The organism is Enterobacter sp. CCUG 70166, from assembly GCF_020224095.1.
GTDB classification, from domain to species: domain Bacteria; phylum Pseudomonadota; class Gammaproteobacteria; order Enterobacterales; family Enterobacteriaceae; genus Enterobacter; species Enterobacter intestinihominis.
Map to the genome: position 1 here is coordinate 26059 of NZ_NRIQ01000019.1, position 13786 is coordinate 39844.

General features: G+C 56.8%; 15 protein-coding genes. 5 read left to right on the top strand and 10 right to left on the bottom strand.

What is annotated here, in order from left to right; all coding sequences use genetic code 11:
* Positions 1-72: 72 nt before the first annotated feature.
* Complete coding sequence (locus tag CKK19_RS09085) at positions 73-1269, top strand: sugar transporter (protein WP_063853637.1); 1197 nt, start codon at positions 73-75, stop codon at positions 1267-1269.
* A gap of 93 nt (positions 1270-1362) precedes the next feature.
* Here the strand turns inward: CKK19_RS09085 and CKK19_RS09090 are convergent, their stop codons facing one another.
* Positions 1363-2028 carry a MarC family NAAT transporter gene (locus tag CKK19_RS09090; RefSeq protein WP_022648105.1) on the bottom strand — a complete coding sequence of 222 codons (666 nt, stop codon included), beginning with the start codon at positions 2026-2028 and terminating at the stop codon, positions 1363-1365.
* A gap of 256 nt (positions 2029-2284) precedes the next feature.
* Between CKK19_RS09090 and marR the strand changes: the two genes are divergently transcribed.
* The 3 genes from marR to marB are packed head-to-tail and all read left to right on the top strand — an operon-like array spanning position 2285 to position 3368.
* Positions 2285-2719 carry a multiple antibiotic resistance transcriptional regulator MarR gene (gene marR, locus CKK19_RS09095; protein WP_020884159.1) on the top strand — a complete coding sequence of 145 codons (435 nt, stop codon included), beginning with the start codon at positions 2285-2287 and terminating at the stop codon, positions 2717-2719.
* Between the two features lie 20 nt (positions 2720-2739).
* Complete coding sequence (gene marA / locus CKK19_RS09100) at positions 2740-3120, top strand: MDR efflux pump AcrAB transcriptional activator MarA (RefSeq protein ID WP_001303241.1); 381 nt, start codon at positions 2740-2742, stop codon at positions 3118-3120.
* 32 nt (positions 3121-3152) lie between these two features.
* Positions 3153-3368 (top strand): multiple antibiotic resistance protein MarB, encoded by a 216-nt coding sequence (gene marB, locus CKK19_RS09105; protein WP_023300098.1) that lies wholly within the window; start codon positions 3153-3155, stop codon positions 3366-3368.
* A gap of 38 nt (positions 3369-3406) precedes the next feature.
* Here the strand turns inward: marB and eamA are convergent, their stop codons facing one another.
* A complete protein-coding gene (eamA, locus tag CKK19_RS09110) occupies positions 3407-4306 on the bottom strand; it encodes an O-acetylserine/cysteine exporter (protein WP_063853639.1) in 900 nt (299 codons plus the stop codon).
* A 193-nt stretch (positions 4307-4499) separates the two neighbouring features.
* On the opposite strand from eamA, the gene ydeE reads away from it, so the two are divergent.
* Positions 4500-5717 (top strand): efflux MFS transporter YdeE, encoded by a 1218-nt coding sequence (gene ydeE, locus CKK19_RS09115; RefSeq protein WP_022648102.1) that lies wholly within the window; start codon positions 4500-4502, stop codon positions 5715-5717.
* A 46-nt stretch (positions 5718-5763) separates the two neighbouring features.
* On the opposite strand, the gene zinT is transcribed toward ydeE, so the two are convergent.
* The 8 genes from zinT to CKK19_RS09155 form a co-directional block, all read right to left on the bottom strand.
* On the bottom strand, positions 5764-6402 hold the full coding sequence (gene zinT, locus CKK19_RS09120; protein ID WP_023306187.1) for a metal-binding protein ZinT: 639 nt from the start codon (positions 6400-6402) through the stop codon (positions 5764-5766).
* Between the two features lie 52 nt (positions 6403-6454).
* Entirely contained in the window at positions 6455-7153 is a 699-nt protein-coding gene (urtE, locus tag CKK19_RS09125) for an urea ABC transporter ATP-binding subunit UrtE (RefSeq protein ID WP_023300094.1), read from the bottom strand.
* Positions 7154-7162: 9 nt separating this feature from the next.
* Complete coding sequence (urtD, locus tag CKK19_RS09130; RefSeq protein WP_063853640.1) at positions 7163-7960, bottom strand: urea ABC transporter ATP-binding protein UrtD; 798 nt, start codon at positions 7958-7960, stop codon at positions 7163-7165.
* Positions 7960-9033, bottom strand: a complete 1074-nt coding sequence (gene urtC / locus CKK19_RS09135; RefSeq protein ID WP_023306186.1) for an urea ABC transporter permease subunit UrtC — start codon at positions 9031-9033, stop codon at positions 7960-7962. The genes urtD and urtC overlap by 1 nt, the downstream gene beginning before the upstream one ends.
* Positions 9033-10607, bottom strand: a complete 1575-nt coding sequence (urtB, locus tag CKK19_RS09140) for an urea ABC transporter permease subunit UrtB (protein WP_048966355.1) — start codon at positions 10605-10607, stop codon at positions 9033-9035. Before urtB ends, urtC begins: the two co-directional genes overlap by 1 nt.
* Before the next feature lie 22 nt (positions 10608-10629).
* On the bottom strand, positions 10630-11901 hold the full coding sequence (gene urtA, locus CKK19_RS09145; protein ID WP_022648096.1) for an urea ABC transporter substrate-binding protein: 1272 nt from the start codon (positions 11899-11901) through the stop codon (positions 10630-10632).
* A gap of 199 nt (positions 11902-12100) precedes the next feature.
* Positions 12101-13204 carry a cobalamin-independent methionine synthase II family protein gene (locus tag CKK19_RS09150; RefSeq protein WP_023300089.1) on the bottom strand — a complete coding sequence of 368 codons (1104 nt, stop codon included), beginning with the start codon at positions 13202-13204 and terminating at the stop codon, positions 12101-12103.
* 156 nt (positions 13205-13360) lie between these two features.
* Entirely contained in the window at positions 13361-13771 is a 411-nt protein-coding gene (locus CKK19_RS09155) for a rhodanese-like domain-containing protein (protein WP_023300088.1), read from the bottom strand.
* Positions 13772-13786 lie beyond the last annotated feature (15 nt).

A 13786-nucleotide genomic window follows, 5' to 3' on the forward strand; every position in this document is an offset into this window, starting at 1 on the left:
GGTTGAGTTTTCGCCGTTTAAGGCTTTAAGATCGTCTCCTCATCTTTCAGGCAACGAATCCCAGATATCCCTATGACAACACACACGGTTTCCCGCAGGGTCGCGTGGCTACGCGTGGTCACGCTCGCCATCGCAGCGTTTATTTTCAACACCACGGAATTTGTTCCGGTTGGGCTGCTGTCCGACATTGCAGCCAGCTTCCATATGGAAACGGCACAGGTTGGCATTATGCTGACCATCTATGCATGGGTGGTAGCGCTGATGTCGCTACCGTTTATGCTGCTGACCAGCCAGATGGAACGTCGTAAGCTGCTGATTGGGCTGTTTGTGATGTTCATTGCCAGCCATGTGCTGTCATTTATGGCATGGAACTTTACGGTGCTGGTGATCAGCCGCGTCGGCATCGCGTTTGCCCATGCCGTTTTCTGGTCGATCACCGCATCGCTCGCCATTCGTCTCGCCCCGGCGGGGAAACGCGCCCAGGCGTTGAGCCTGATTGCCACCGGAACGGCGCTGGCGATGGTGTTAGGCCTGCCGATCGGGCGCATTGTGGGTCAATACTTCGGCTGGCGCACCACCTTCTTTGCCATCGGCATGGGGGCGCTGATCACCCTGGTGTGTCTGATCAAACTGCTGCCAAAACTGCCCAGCGAACACTCCGGCTCGCTGAAAAGTCTGCCGCTGCTGATGCGTCGACCAGCGCTGATGAGCATCTATCTGCTGACCGTGATTGTGGTGACCGCCCATTACACGGCCTACAGCTATATTGAGCCGTTTGTTCAGGTTGTGGCGGGCTTTAGCGCTAACTTCGCCACCGTTCTGCTGCTGATCCTGGGCGGCGCGGGGATTATCGGCAGTATCCTGTTCGGGAAGCTGGGCAATAAGCACGCGTCTGCGCTTGTAAGCAGTGCGATTGGCCTGCTGCTGGCGTGCCTGCTGTTACTGATGCCTGCGGCAGGCAGCGAGAGTCATCTGGCGATCCTCAGTCTGTTCTGGGGCGTGGCGATCATGATTATTGGTCTGGGAATGCAGGTCAAAGTGCTGGCCCTGGCCCCGGACGCCACGGACGTGGCAATGTCGCTGTTCTCGGGAATTTTTAATCTGGGAATTGGGGCCGGTGCGCTGGTGGGAAATCAGATCAGCCTGCATGTATCGATGTCGGCCATTGGCTATCTCGGGGCGATTCCCGCGCTGATTGCGCTGATCTGGTCGGTGCTTATCTTCCGTAAATGGCCGGTCGCGATGGAAGAACAGACCAGCCACGGTTGACGTTAGTTGTGCCGGGTGGCGGCTTCGGCCTACCCGGCCCAGGTTATTACGGACTTGTAGGCCGGGTAAGCGCAGCGCCACCCGGCAATGTCCTCAGTGATACGTCTTAATGATCTCCAGCACGCCGTTAATAATAAACTGCACGCCCATACAGACTAGCAGGAAGCCCATCAGACGGGAGATAGCTTCAATCCCCCCCTTGCCCACCCAGCGCATAATCGCCCCGGAGCTGCGCAATGACCCCCAGACGATAATGGCGATAAGCGCAAAAATGATCGGCGGCGCAACGGTAATAACCCAGTGCGGAAAAGTAACACCATCACGCACCGTTGAGGCGGAACTGATGATCATCGCAATCGTTCCCGGCCCCGCCGTGCTCGGCATGGCTAACGGCACAAACGCGATATTGGCGCTCGGTTCGCTTTCAAGCTCCTCCGATTTGCTTTTGGCTTCCGGAGATTCATGCGCTTTATGCGCCGGGAACAGCATCCGGAAACCAATAAACGCCACAATCAGCCCACCGGCGATACGCAGACCGGGAATCGAAATACCAAAAGTATTCATCACCAGTTGTCCGGCATAATAAGCCACCATCATAATCGCGAAGACGTAGACGGAGGCCATCCTCGACTGCTGGTTGCGCTCCGCGCTGTTCATGTTACCCGCCAGCCCCAGAAAGAGCGCCACGGTCGTTAACGGGTTCGCCAGCGGAAGCAACACCACCAGCCCAAGCCCCACTGCTTTAATCAAATCCAACATAATGCACCGCAGTCCTTATCCTTATTCAATACCGCAATTATAGGGGGAAAGTCTCGTCCTGAGCTATCCGCGCAACGTAACCATAATTGTCCCGCGTAACTAATAACCCCAGATTATCTATATGATTTAAAAGCGTACAGAAAAAGTTCCTGAAGCGTTTTAGCAATTCGTGGCATCAGCTGATCCATTCAGTTGACTTATACTTGCCTGAGCAATAATATCTGCCGTGACTAAACTACTTGCCAGGGCAACCATTGTGAAAAGCACCAGTGACCTCTTTAACGACATAATTCCACTGGGTCGTCTTATTCATATGGTTAACCAGAAAAAAGATCGCCTGCTCAATGACTACCTGTCACCGCTGGATATCACCGCAACACAGTTCAAAGTGCTGTGTTCCATTCGCTGCGAAGTGTGTATCACGCCGGTTGAGCTGAAAAAGGTGCTCTCTGTCGATCTGGGTGCGTTAACCCGCATGCTGGATCGTCTCGTCTGCAAAGGATGGATAGAACGAAGCCCTAACCCGAATGACAAACGTGGCGTACTGGTGAAACTGACCAGCGATGGCGCGGCCATGTGTGAGCAATGTCATCAATTAGTAGGACAAACACTGCACCAGGAACTGACAAAAAACTTAACGGCAGATGAAGTGGCAACGCTTGAGCTTTTACTCAAGAAAATCCTGCCGTAAACAGAAAAAGAGGTATGACGATGTCCAGACGCAATACTGACGCTATCACCATTCATAGCATTTTGGACTGGATCGAAGATAACCTGGAATCTCCACTTTCCCTTGAGAAAGTGTCTGAGCGTTCAGGTTACTCAAAATGGCACCTGCAACGGATGTTTAAAAAAGAGACTGGCCATTCATTAGGACAATATATTCGCAGCCGTAAGCTGACGGAGATTGCCCAAAAACTGAAAGAAAGCAATGAGCCGATCCTCTATCTGGCGGAACGCTACGGATTTGAATCGCAACAAACCCTGACGCGTACGTTCAAGAACTACTTTGACGTGCCGCCTCATAAGTACCGTATTACCAGTATGCCGGGTGAATCCCGTTATCTGTATCCGCTAAAACATTGCAGTTAATCATCGCCTGTTAAGACGTAACCGAGGAAATCATGAAATTTATCGTCTCCGCCGCCCTCACCTTGCTGGTGCTGGTTTCCGGCCAGAGCTTCGCGGAGCAAACCCCCAGTGCGGGGCAGCAAAATAATCGTGACACCATGATTATGCCGTCCACGCAAAACCAGTCGCCCTGGGACTTCAATCACATGGGCGCTGGCAGCGACAAATCCGACGAATTAGGCGTGCCGTATTATAATCACGACCTGTAATTCGTTTTTGCCCCGCTAATGCGGGGCTTTTTTCTGCCTTAACTCCGCACCCGCGTCGCCCGACGCACCCGCAAGCCAAAGACGTTGATATACAGCCCGGCCATAATCAGCCCTGCGCCACACAGTTGCAGCGCGCTGAGCGTTTCATCCAGCAACAGTGCGGCGCTGGCAAGCCCGACTACCGGTACCAGCAGCGATAACGGCGCCACGCGCCAGGTTTCATAGCGTCCGAGCAGCGATCCCCAGATGCCGTAGCCAATGATTGAGGCGACTAATGCCAGGTAGATCAGCGACAAAATGGTCGTCAGGTCGATCTCCACCAGGCTTTTCAGCATCACCTGCGGTCCATCCAGAATAAACGACGCGACCATAAACGGCACAATGGGGATCAACGCGCTCCAGACCACCAGCGACATGATCCCAGGACGCGACTCATGCTGCATTATCAGCTTGTTAAAGATGTTGCCGCACGCCCAGCTCAGCCCTGCCGCCAGGGTGAGCATAAAGCCCAGCAGCGCGACATGCTGACCGTTGAGGCTGCCTTCTATCATCACCAGCACGCCAAAGACCGCAAGGCTAATACCCGCCAGCTGTTTGCCCTGCAAACGTTCGCCAAAGACAAACGCGCCGAGAATAATGGTAAAGAAAGCCTGCACCTGAAGCACCAGCGAAGCCAGACCCGCAGGCATACCGAATTTGATGGCGCAAAAAAGAAACGCAAACTGACCAAAGCTGATGGTGAGGCCGTAGCCCAGCAGAAGCTTCAGGGGAATCTTTGGGCGGGCAACGAACAGCAGCGCCGGGAAGGCCACCAGCAGGAAGCGCAGACCCGCCAGCATGAGTGGAGGCATGTTGTGCAACCCCATTTTGATGACCACAAAATTGAGTCCCCACACCACGACAACCAGTAACGCTAACAGCCCGTCTTTCCGCGTCATTTTCCGCCCCTGAATTATTAAATTTTTGTAAACACTTCAAGGTAACAGAAAAAATACCCCCGCGAGAAGATCATTAATTCTGGTACTGAGGAGAAGCACTTGCGGATAAATTGGGTGCTATACAAGCTGCCGATGCCATGATAATCCTGTAATAACACAACAAAAAAAGCATAAGCATTTGTCGGGCAGGAAAATGAAACCATCAATCAGGCGCTCAACCGCAGCGCTACTGGCATCGTCATTGTTATTAACAATTGGCCGCGGGGCAACGCTGCCCTTTATGACCATATATCTCACACGCGTGTACGATATGAGCGTGGAGAATATTGGCTATGCCCTTACCGTGGCGTTGACCATTGGCGTGGTGTTTAGCCTGGGGTTTGGCATCCTGGCGGACAAGTTCGACAAAAAACGCTATATGCTGGTCGCCATCGTGGCCTTTATCGCCGGGTTTGTGGCCATTCCGCTGGTGAATAACGTGACGCTGGTGGTGTTGTTCTTTGCCCTGATTAACTGCGCCTATTCCGTCTTCTCAACGGTGCTGAAAGCGTGGTTTGCCGACGTGCTGACCTCCAGCGAAAAGGCGCGCGTTTTCTCACTCAACTACAGTTTCCTGAACATCGGCTGGACGATTGGGCCGCCGGTTGGCACTCTACTGGTGATGTACAGCCTGCAACTGCCGTTCTGGCTGGCGGCCTTCTGCGCCGCACTGCCGCTCGGGTTTATCCATTTCTTTGTGCAGAAAAGCGTAGCGTCTGACAGCGTGGAGGAAAAAGCGCCGTGGCAGCCCTCGGTGCTGCTGAAGGACCGGGCGCTATTCTGGTACACGCTCTCCGGCCTGCTGGCGTCCTACGTGGGCGGATCGTTCGCCAGCTGCATTTCCCAGTACGTCCTCGCCGCGTATGCGGACAGCGATTTCGCAGAAAAGGTGGTGGCCGTTGTGTTGCCCGTCAACGCGGTGGTGGTGGTCACCCTGCAATACGCGCTTGGCCGCAAGATCTCCGCCAGCAACATCCGCCCGCTAATGACAGCCGCAACGCTCTTTTTCATCCTCGGGCTGGGCGGGTTTATGCTTTCCGGCGAGAACCTGCTTTACTGGGGGATTGCGGCGGCGATTTTCACCCTGGGTGAAATTATTTATGCCCCGGGTGAATACATGCTGATCGACAATATCGCCCCGCCGGGCATGAAGGCGAGCTACTTCTCCGCCCAGGCGCTGGGCTGGCTGGGCGCAGCGGCGAACCCGATGATCACCGGGCTCATCCTGACCCATCTGCCGCACTGGTCGTTATTTATTATTATGATGGCCGCCATTATTGCGGCGTGGCTGATGGTTTTGCGCGGGATGCGCGTGAAAAGTGAAGATAGCGTGTCGGGTGGCGCTGCGCTTACCCGACCGGGAAAACCCTAATCCCACGCCGGGTAAGGCTAAGCCCCCACCCGGCAAATCCAACAGCCTAGTGGTGCAACATCTCCTCCACCACCTGCTCTTTGTACATCTCGTTCGGGTAGTAGGTCGGCCAGTTATCCATCTCTTTCAGCAGCGCCTCGTGGGAGGTGTTGCCCATAAAGATATGGAAGTGTGAAGAGGCTTTCGGCCCGATGGTATGATCGCTGAACTGCACAAACTTAGGCGCCTGGCTTGCCTTATCCTTACATTCAAACAGGTAGCGCACGCCTTTTTTCCCCGACGCATAGGTCAGAATTTTATAACCGCTGTAGTCGTAGCGGCAGCTGCTCACCGTTTTGCCTCTGTGGAATTCCATCACGTTGTTTTCAATGCCGATGGCGTCCACGTCCGTCGCGTAGCCCTTACGGTAGTAGGCTTTCACCTCGGCAGCGGATTTTTCCCCCTTCTGCGCTTTCTTTTCGAAAACCGGATCCAGCGAACCATCAAGCAGGAACGGGTAAACAGACTGCCAGGTCCCGTCCCAGTCAGACAGCGTCCTGTCCCTGACGTCTTTATCCTCAAAGACGCCGTTTGCCGCCTTCTGTTCCGCCTCCGTCATCTGATGACCGTGCGAATGGGCAAAAAGCGAGCCGCTTACCAGCAGCGTTCCCAGAGTCAGCGCAATTTTTCCAAGTTGTGCAGCCACAGCAAAACCCTCATTCCGTGTTATAAGAATGAGGATGTTATAGTATAACATCTCAGATCGCAACCAGTCCGCGAACCCCCTCCTGCTCCATGTTCTCACCGCGCCCCTGCTGGACGATGCTGCCGCGCGACATCACCAGATAGCTGTCGGCCAGCTCCGCCGCAAAATCATAAAACTGCTCCACCAGCAGGATCGCCATATCCCCCCGGTTCGCCAGGCTGCGGATCACCTGCCCAATCTCTTTAATCACCGACGGCTGTATACCTTCCGTGGGTTCATCCAGGATCAGTAACCGTGGACGGCTCGCCAGCGCGCGACCAATCGCCAGCTGCTGCTGCTGACCACCGGAAAGATCGCCTCCGCGACGGTGTTTCATCTCCTTCAGCACCGGGAAAAGCTGCCAAATCTCCTCCGGCACGCTCCTTGCGTTTCCCGCGGAGAAGCGCGACAGTCCCATCAGCAGGTTTTCTTCTACGGTCAGACGCGGAAAAATCTCCCGCCCCTGCGGAACATACGCCACGCCGGACTGCACCCGCTGGTGCGGTTTACTGTGAGTGATGGTCTTTCCCTGCCAGACCACCTCCCCGGCTTTCACCGGGATCAGCCCCATCAGGCACCTCAGCAGTGTGGTTTTCCCCACCCCGTTGCGCCCCAGCAGGCAGGTAACTTCCCCGACCACCGCCTCAAAGCTCACCCCGCGCAGAATATGACTTCCGCCGTAGTACTGATTCAGCTCGTTAACCTGTAACATTACCTCTCCTTAGCGTCCCAGATAGACGTCGATCACCTGCTCATTGGCCTGTACCTCGCGAAGCGAGCCTTCTGCCAGTACGCGCCCCTGATGCAGCACCGTGACGTGGTCGGCGATGGTCTCGACGAAGCCCATATCGTGCTCAACCACCATCAGCGAATGCTTGCCTGCCAGAGTTCGGAACAGCTCGGCTGTGTATTCCGTCTCTGCGTCGGTCATACCGGCGGCGGGTTCGTCCAGCAGCAACAGATGCGGATCCTGCACCAGCAGCATGCCGATCTCCAGAAACTGCTTCTGCCCGTGGGAAAGCAGCCCGGCGCGGCGATCGCGATCGCTGCCAAGCCGCAGCAAAACCAACATCTCGTCAATGCGGTCGCGCTGCTCGCCGCTGAGCGTTGCCCGCAGGCTCGCCCAGACGGACCTATCGGCTTTCATGGCGATTTCGAGGTTTTCCCCTACGGTCAGCGCTTCAAACACGGTCGGCTTCTGGAACTTACGGCCAATGCCCTGACGGGCAATGGCCGCCGGTTCAAGGGCTGTCAGATCGATGGACTGATCGTAAATAGCCTTCCCGCTTCTTGGCCGGGTTTTGCCGGTGATCACGTCCATCAGCGTAGTTTTACCGGCGCCGTTAGGGCCAATGATGCAGCGCAATTCTCCAACGCCGATATTAAGTGAGAGATCGGTCAACGCCTGAAAACCATCGAAACTGACGTTAATGGCCTCGAGCTGTAACACCGGATCGGTCTGCTCACGGTAACGATCGCCCGGTAGCTGGCGGGTAAAGAGTCCTTCAGAGGGCTGCATTAATTCTCTCCCTTACGAAACAGACCGAACACGCCGCGCGGTAAAAAGAGCGTCACGGCGATGAAAATCAGCCCAAGAAACAGTTGCCAGTACTCCGGCATCGCCACGGTGAAAAAGCTCTTCGCACCATTGACCAGCGCCGCACCAATCACCGGGCCTACCAGGGTGCCGCGCCCGCCCAGCGCCACCCAGATGGCCGCTTCAATCGAGTTGGTCGGCGACATTTCACCCGGGTTGATAATACCCACCTGCGGAACGTACAGCGCCCCCGCCAGACCACACAGTACGGCGGAAAGCGTCCAGACCAGCAGCTTGAAGCCGCGCGGATCGTAGCCGCAGAACGTCAGACGGTTTTCCGCATCGCGCACCGCCGTTAAAATGCGGCCAAATTTACTCTTCGCCAGCGCGTAGCCTGTGCCCAGGGCCAGAAGCAGCAGCATGACCGTTGCGAGAAACAGCGCGATCCGCGTGGTGGTCGCCGTGACGGAAAACCCGAGCAGCGTGGTAAAGCCGGTAAAGCCGTTATTGCCGCCAAAGCCGGTTTCGTTGCGAAAGAACAGCAGCATGCCCGCATAGGTCAGCGCCTGGGTCATGATGGAGAAATAGACCCCTTTGATCTTCGAGCGGAAAGCAAACCAGCCGAAGACCAGCGCCAGCAGCCCGGGGATCGTCACGATTAACACCAACGCCCAGGCAAAATGCTGCGTTCCCCACCAGAACCAGGGCAGTTCGCTCCACGAGAGAAACGACATAAACGCGGGCAGCCCGTCCCCGGCCGCCTGGCGCATCAGGTACATGCCCATCGCATAGCCGCCCAGGGCGAAGAATATGCCGTGCCCCAGCGAGAGCATACCGGCATAGCCCCAGACCAGATCGAGGGCCACGGCGACAACCGCGTAGCAGAGGATCTTGCCGATAAGCGTCAACATCCACGTCGAAACGGCCAGCGGATGGGTGGCGGGTAACAGCGCGAGAAAAGGCAGTACCAGCAGCGCCGCAACCAGCAGACTGCCGAAGATTTGCGCGGTGCGCGGTGCCCTGCGCGCCAGTGTTAAGGTCAATGGCTGGCTCATCAGTCTGTCACCCTCCCTTTAAGTGCGAATAACCCCTGCGGACGTTTCTGGATAAACAGAATGATCGCCACCAGAATCAGGATCTTGCCCAGCACGGCGCCCATCTGCGGTTCAAGAATTTTATTGAAGATCCCCAGACCAAAGGCCGCCGCGACGCTACCGGCCAGCTGGCCGACGCCGCCGAGCACCACCACCAGGAACGAATCGATGATGTATCCCTGGCCCAGCTCCGGCCCCACGTTCCCCAGCTGGGACAACGCCACGCCGCCCAACCCGGCAATGCCGGACCCGAGGCCAAACGCCAGCATATCTACCCGTCCGGTGGGAACGCCGCAGCAGGCCGCCATGCTGCGGTTTTGCGTCACCGCCCGCACGTTGAGACCCAGACGCGTTTTGTTCAGAATGAGCCAGGTGAAGAACAGCACCAGCAGTACAAAGCCGAGCACCACAATACGGTTCCAGGGCAGCGTCAGGTTGGCGAAAACCTGCACCCCGCCGGACAGCCAGGCCGGGTTAGCGACCTCAAGGTTCTGGGCGCCAAAGGTCATGCGGACCAGTTGGATAAGCATCAGGCTGATCCCCCAGGTGGCGAGCAGGGTTTCCAGCGGGCGGCCATAAAGATGGCGTATCACCGTGCGCTCCAGCACCATTCCGATGCCTGCGGTCAGGCAAAACGCCACCGGCAGCGCCACCACCGGATAGAGCGCCAGCCACTGAGGCATCCACTGCGCCATTACCTGCTGCACCATCCAGGTGGCATACGCCCCGAGCATCAGCATTTCACCGTGAGCCATGTTAATCACCCCCAGCAGACCATAGGTGATAGCCAGCCCGAGCGCGGCCAGCAAGAGTACCGACCCCAACGACAGGCCCATGAAGGCCTGCCCCAGCAGTTCGCCCCACATCAGCCGGTGCTGAATACGCTCCAGGCTCTCAGCGGCGGCGGCACGTACCCGTGCGTCCGGCTCGGTTTGCGTCCGGGTGAACGGCGTCAGCGTGGCCTGCACGTCCGGATCGTCAGACTGTCCCAACAGCTCAACAGCCTTGAGCCGTACTTCAGCCTGTGGGCTCGTCAGCTGGAGGTTTGCCAGCGCCAGCATCAGCGACTGTCGGGCGACGTCGTCCGTTTCGCTACTGGCCCGCTGTTGCAGAAAGCCGAGCATATCCGGCTGGGCGTCACGCTGAAGTTGCCGCGCGGCATGACGCCTTTCGGTGACACTGTCACTGACAAGCTGATGCGTCGCCAGCGCCGTGACGGTTAACACGCGCAGTCGGTTGGTCAGCCGCACGGCTTTGGTCGTGCCTTCAGCGCTTTTTGCCGCGCCCAGGGCAACCATTTCGCCGTCGATGCGGGTAAATGCCTTCTTCTGGCTGTCGGTATAAAGGTTCTCCTGTTGCAGCGCCTTAAGCAGCGGCAAACGTGCAGGTTCCGGCGTGGCTGCCCAGCGGGTCAGCATGGCGGTTTGCTGGCTGCGGCTAGCGGCAACGAAATCATCGGCATCCGATGCCTGCGCCATCCCTGGCAGCAGTCCGGTAAGCCACACAATCGCAATCATCATGCGTATGGCGTTCATGACGTCTCTCCCTGGTGGTGGCTTAGTTGCTGGCGGTTTTCATCGGCTGGTCAGGCTTTTTGTCATTCCCGGCGATAAACGGGCTCCACGGCTGAGCGCGTACCGGCTGTTCGGTTTGCCAGACGACGTTGAACTGGCCGTTGCCTTCAATTTCACCAATCATGACGGGCTTATGCAGGTGGTGGTTGGTGGCGTCCATGGTCAGCGTAAAGCCGGACGGCGCGTTGAACGACTGGCCCGCCATTGCCGCGCGCACTTTGTCCACGTCGGTTGTTCCCGCTTTTTCAACCGCCTGCGCCCACATATGCAGGCCAACGTAAGTCGCTTCCATCGGATCGTTGGTGACCACGGTATCGGCATTCGGCAGCTTATGGGCTTTCGCGTAGGCTTTGTAAGCCGCGACAAAGGTCTGGTTGGTCGGGTTGTCGACGGATTCAAAGTAGTTCCACGCCGCCAGGTTACCCACCAGCGGTTTGGTATCAATGCCGCGAAGTTCTTCCTCGCCCACCGAGAACGCCACCACCGGCACGTCCGTGGCTTTCAGCCCCTGGTTCGCCAGTTCTTTATAGAAAGGCACGTTGGAATCACCGTTGATAGTGGAGACCACCGCCGCTTTGCCGCCCGTGGAGAACTTTTTGATACTGGCGACAATGGTCTGGTAATCGCTATGACCAAATGGGGTGTAGACCTCTTCAATATCTTTATCTTCAACGCCTTTCGAGTGCAGGAAGGCGCGCAGGATCTTGTTAGTAGTGCGCGGGTAAACGTAGTCCGTACCCAGCAGGAAGAATCGCTTCGCGCTGCCGCCGTCCTCGCTCATCAGGTACTCCACCGCCGGGATCGCCTGCTGGTTAGGCGCCGCGCCGGTATAGAAGACATTAGGTGACATCTCTTCACCTTCATACTGCACCGGATAGAACAGCAAACCGTTCAGCTCCTCAAAAACCGGCAGAACCGATTTACGCGATACGGAGGTCCAGCAGCCAAACACCACGGCGACCTTATCCTGGCTCAGAAGCTGGCGGGCCTTTTCGGCAAACAGCGGCCAGTTGGATGCCGGGTCAACCACCACCGGCTCCAGCTTTTTCCCGAGCACGCCGCCTTTAGCGTTGATTTCATCGATGGTCATCAGGGCGACATCTTTCAGGGGCGTTTCTGAAATGGCCATCGTGCCGGAGAGAGAGTGCATAATCCCGACTTTAATGGTCTCTGCGGCCTGGACGCCAAAGCTCATTCCCATGGCGATGACGGAGGCGGACAAGGTGAACGCTTTAATAAAGGTACGACGGTGCATATTTTCACTCCTGAAAAGAAAGCTGTGCGAAGACGTCCGTTACCGCCGGACGCAGAAAAAAGTAACGCCAGTTTCAGGAGAGCAAAAACAGTGCCAGGTTGCAGAGACAGGATTTTAAAGGGATCGAAGAGAGGAGTGACGGGAAACGACTCAGAATGGTACAGCGCTGCACTGTAATAATGCAGCGCTGTAAACGGCGTTACCAGACGTCGCTGGCGATTTGCGTCACCAGGCGAACTTTATCCCACTGCTGGGCTTCGCTCAGGCTGTTACCCTCTTCCGTAGAAGCAAATCCGCACTGCGGGCTGAGGCAAATCTGCTCTTTCGCCACGTAGCGCGCAGCCTCTTCCAGACGCGCTTTCACCCCTTCCGGGTTCTCCAGTTCACCGTGTTTGGTGGTGATCAGCCCCAGAACCACCTGCTGTTTACCCGGGCGCACAAAACGCAGTGGCGCGAAGTCCCCGCTACGGTCGTTGTCGTACTCCAGGAAGAACGCGTCGACGTTCACCGTGCCGAACAGCACCTCCGCCACCGGCTCATAGCCGCCCTCGGAAATCCAGGTTGAGCGGAAGTTGCCGCGGCAGACGTGCAGCCCGACGGTCAGATCGTCCGGTTTGCCCTCCAGCGCCTTATTCAGCACCCGGGCATAGGTCCGGGCAAGTTCGTCTGCATCGTCACCGCGCTCGCGGATCTGGCGGCGCTGGTCCTCCGAACAAAGATAGGCCCAGACGGTGTCATCCAGCTGCAGATAGCGGCAGCCTGCATCGTAAAAGGCCCGAATGGCATCGCGCCAGGTGGTCGCCAGATCGTCAAAGTAATCCTTCAGATCCGGGTAGACCGTAGCATCAATATCCTTGCGGCCACCGCGGAAGTGCAGCACGCTCGGGCTCGGAATGGTCATCTTCGGCTGTGCATTACCGCTAATGCTTTTGAGGTAGCGGAAATCTTCCAGCATAGGATGATCGCCGAAGCCCAGTTTGCCCGTTACGCGCACGCCATGGGCTTTAGTCTGCACCCCGTTGAACTGAATGCCCTGCTGGGAATCATAACGCTCCACGCCCTGTAGCCCGTCAAAGAAGTCAAAGTGCCACCAGGCGCGGCGGAATTCACCGTCCGTTACCACATGCAGACCGCAGGCGCACTGCTGCTCGACAACATGACGAATGGCCTCGTCCTCAACCGCGCGAAGCTGCCCGGCATCGATTTCACCGCTGGCAAATTGCAGACGGGCCTGTTTAATGGCATCCGGGCGTAAAAAACTGCCGACTACATCGGCGCGGTACGGGGCATGGTGTCGCTGCATGGAAATCTCCTCTGTCTGTCGGCGTTAATTGCCCACAGTGATAATTCATCTCTTGAATCTTTAGACTTCTGGATGTCTAAACGTCCTGAAAAGATGTCATACCGGCTCGCCGCCGACAAACGAGAAAATTTCATCTGTGTTGAAATAAATTCATGTTCACAGAGCGGGTGATGAAGATCCTGCAAACGCGAACCGCTCATCTTCCCAGCCGGTCATGCCCCCGAGCATAATCTTAACCGGCAGACCCAGACGCGCCAGCTTCAGCGCCGCCCTGTCCGCCCCGTTGCAGTGCGGGCCTGCACAATAGACGACAAACAGCGTGCCCTCCGGCCACGCTTTCATCCGCTCTGCGGTGATCTGGCTCCAGGGTAAATGCAGCGCGCCGGGCAGATGCCGCCGGGCAAAATGTTCAGGCTTTCCGACAACGTGCAGCAGAACAAAGTCCTGCTCACCGCTGGATACCGCATGATGGACATCGGCGCAGTCCGTCTCGACACTCAGACGACGCAGAAAATGTCCCACAGCTTCCTGCGGCTCAGCAGCCGGAAATTCAGTAACATAGCTCATGAATCTTCCTCATTT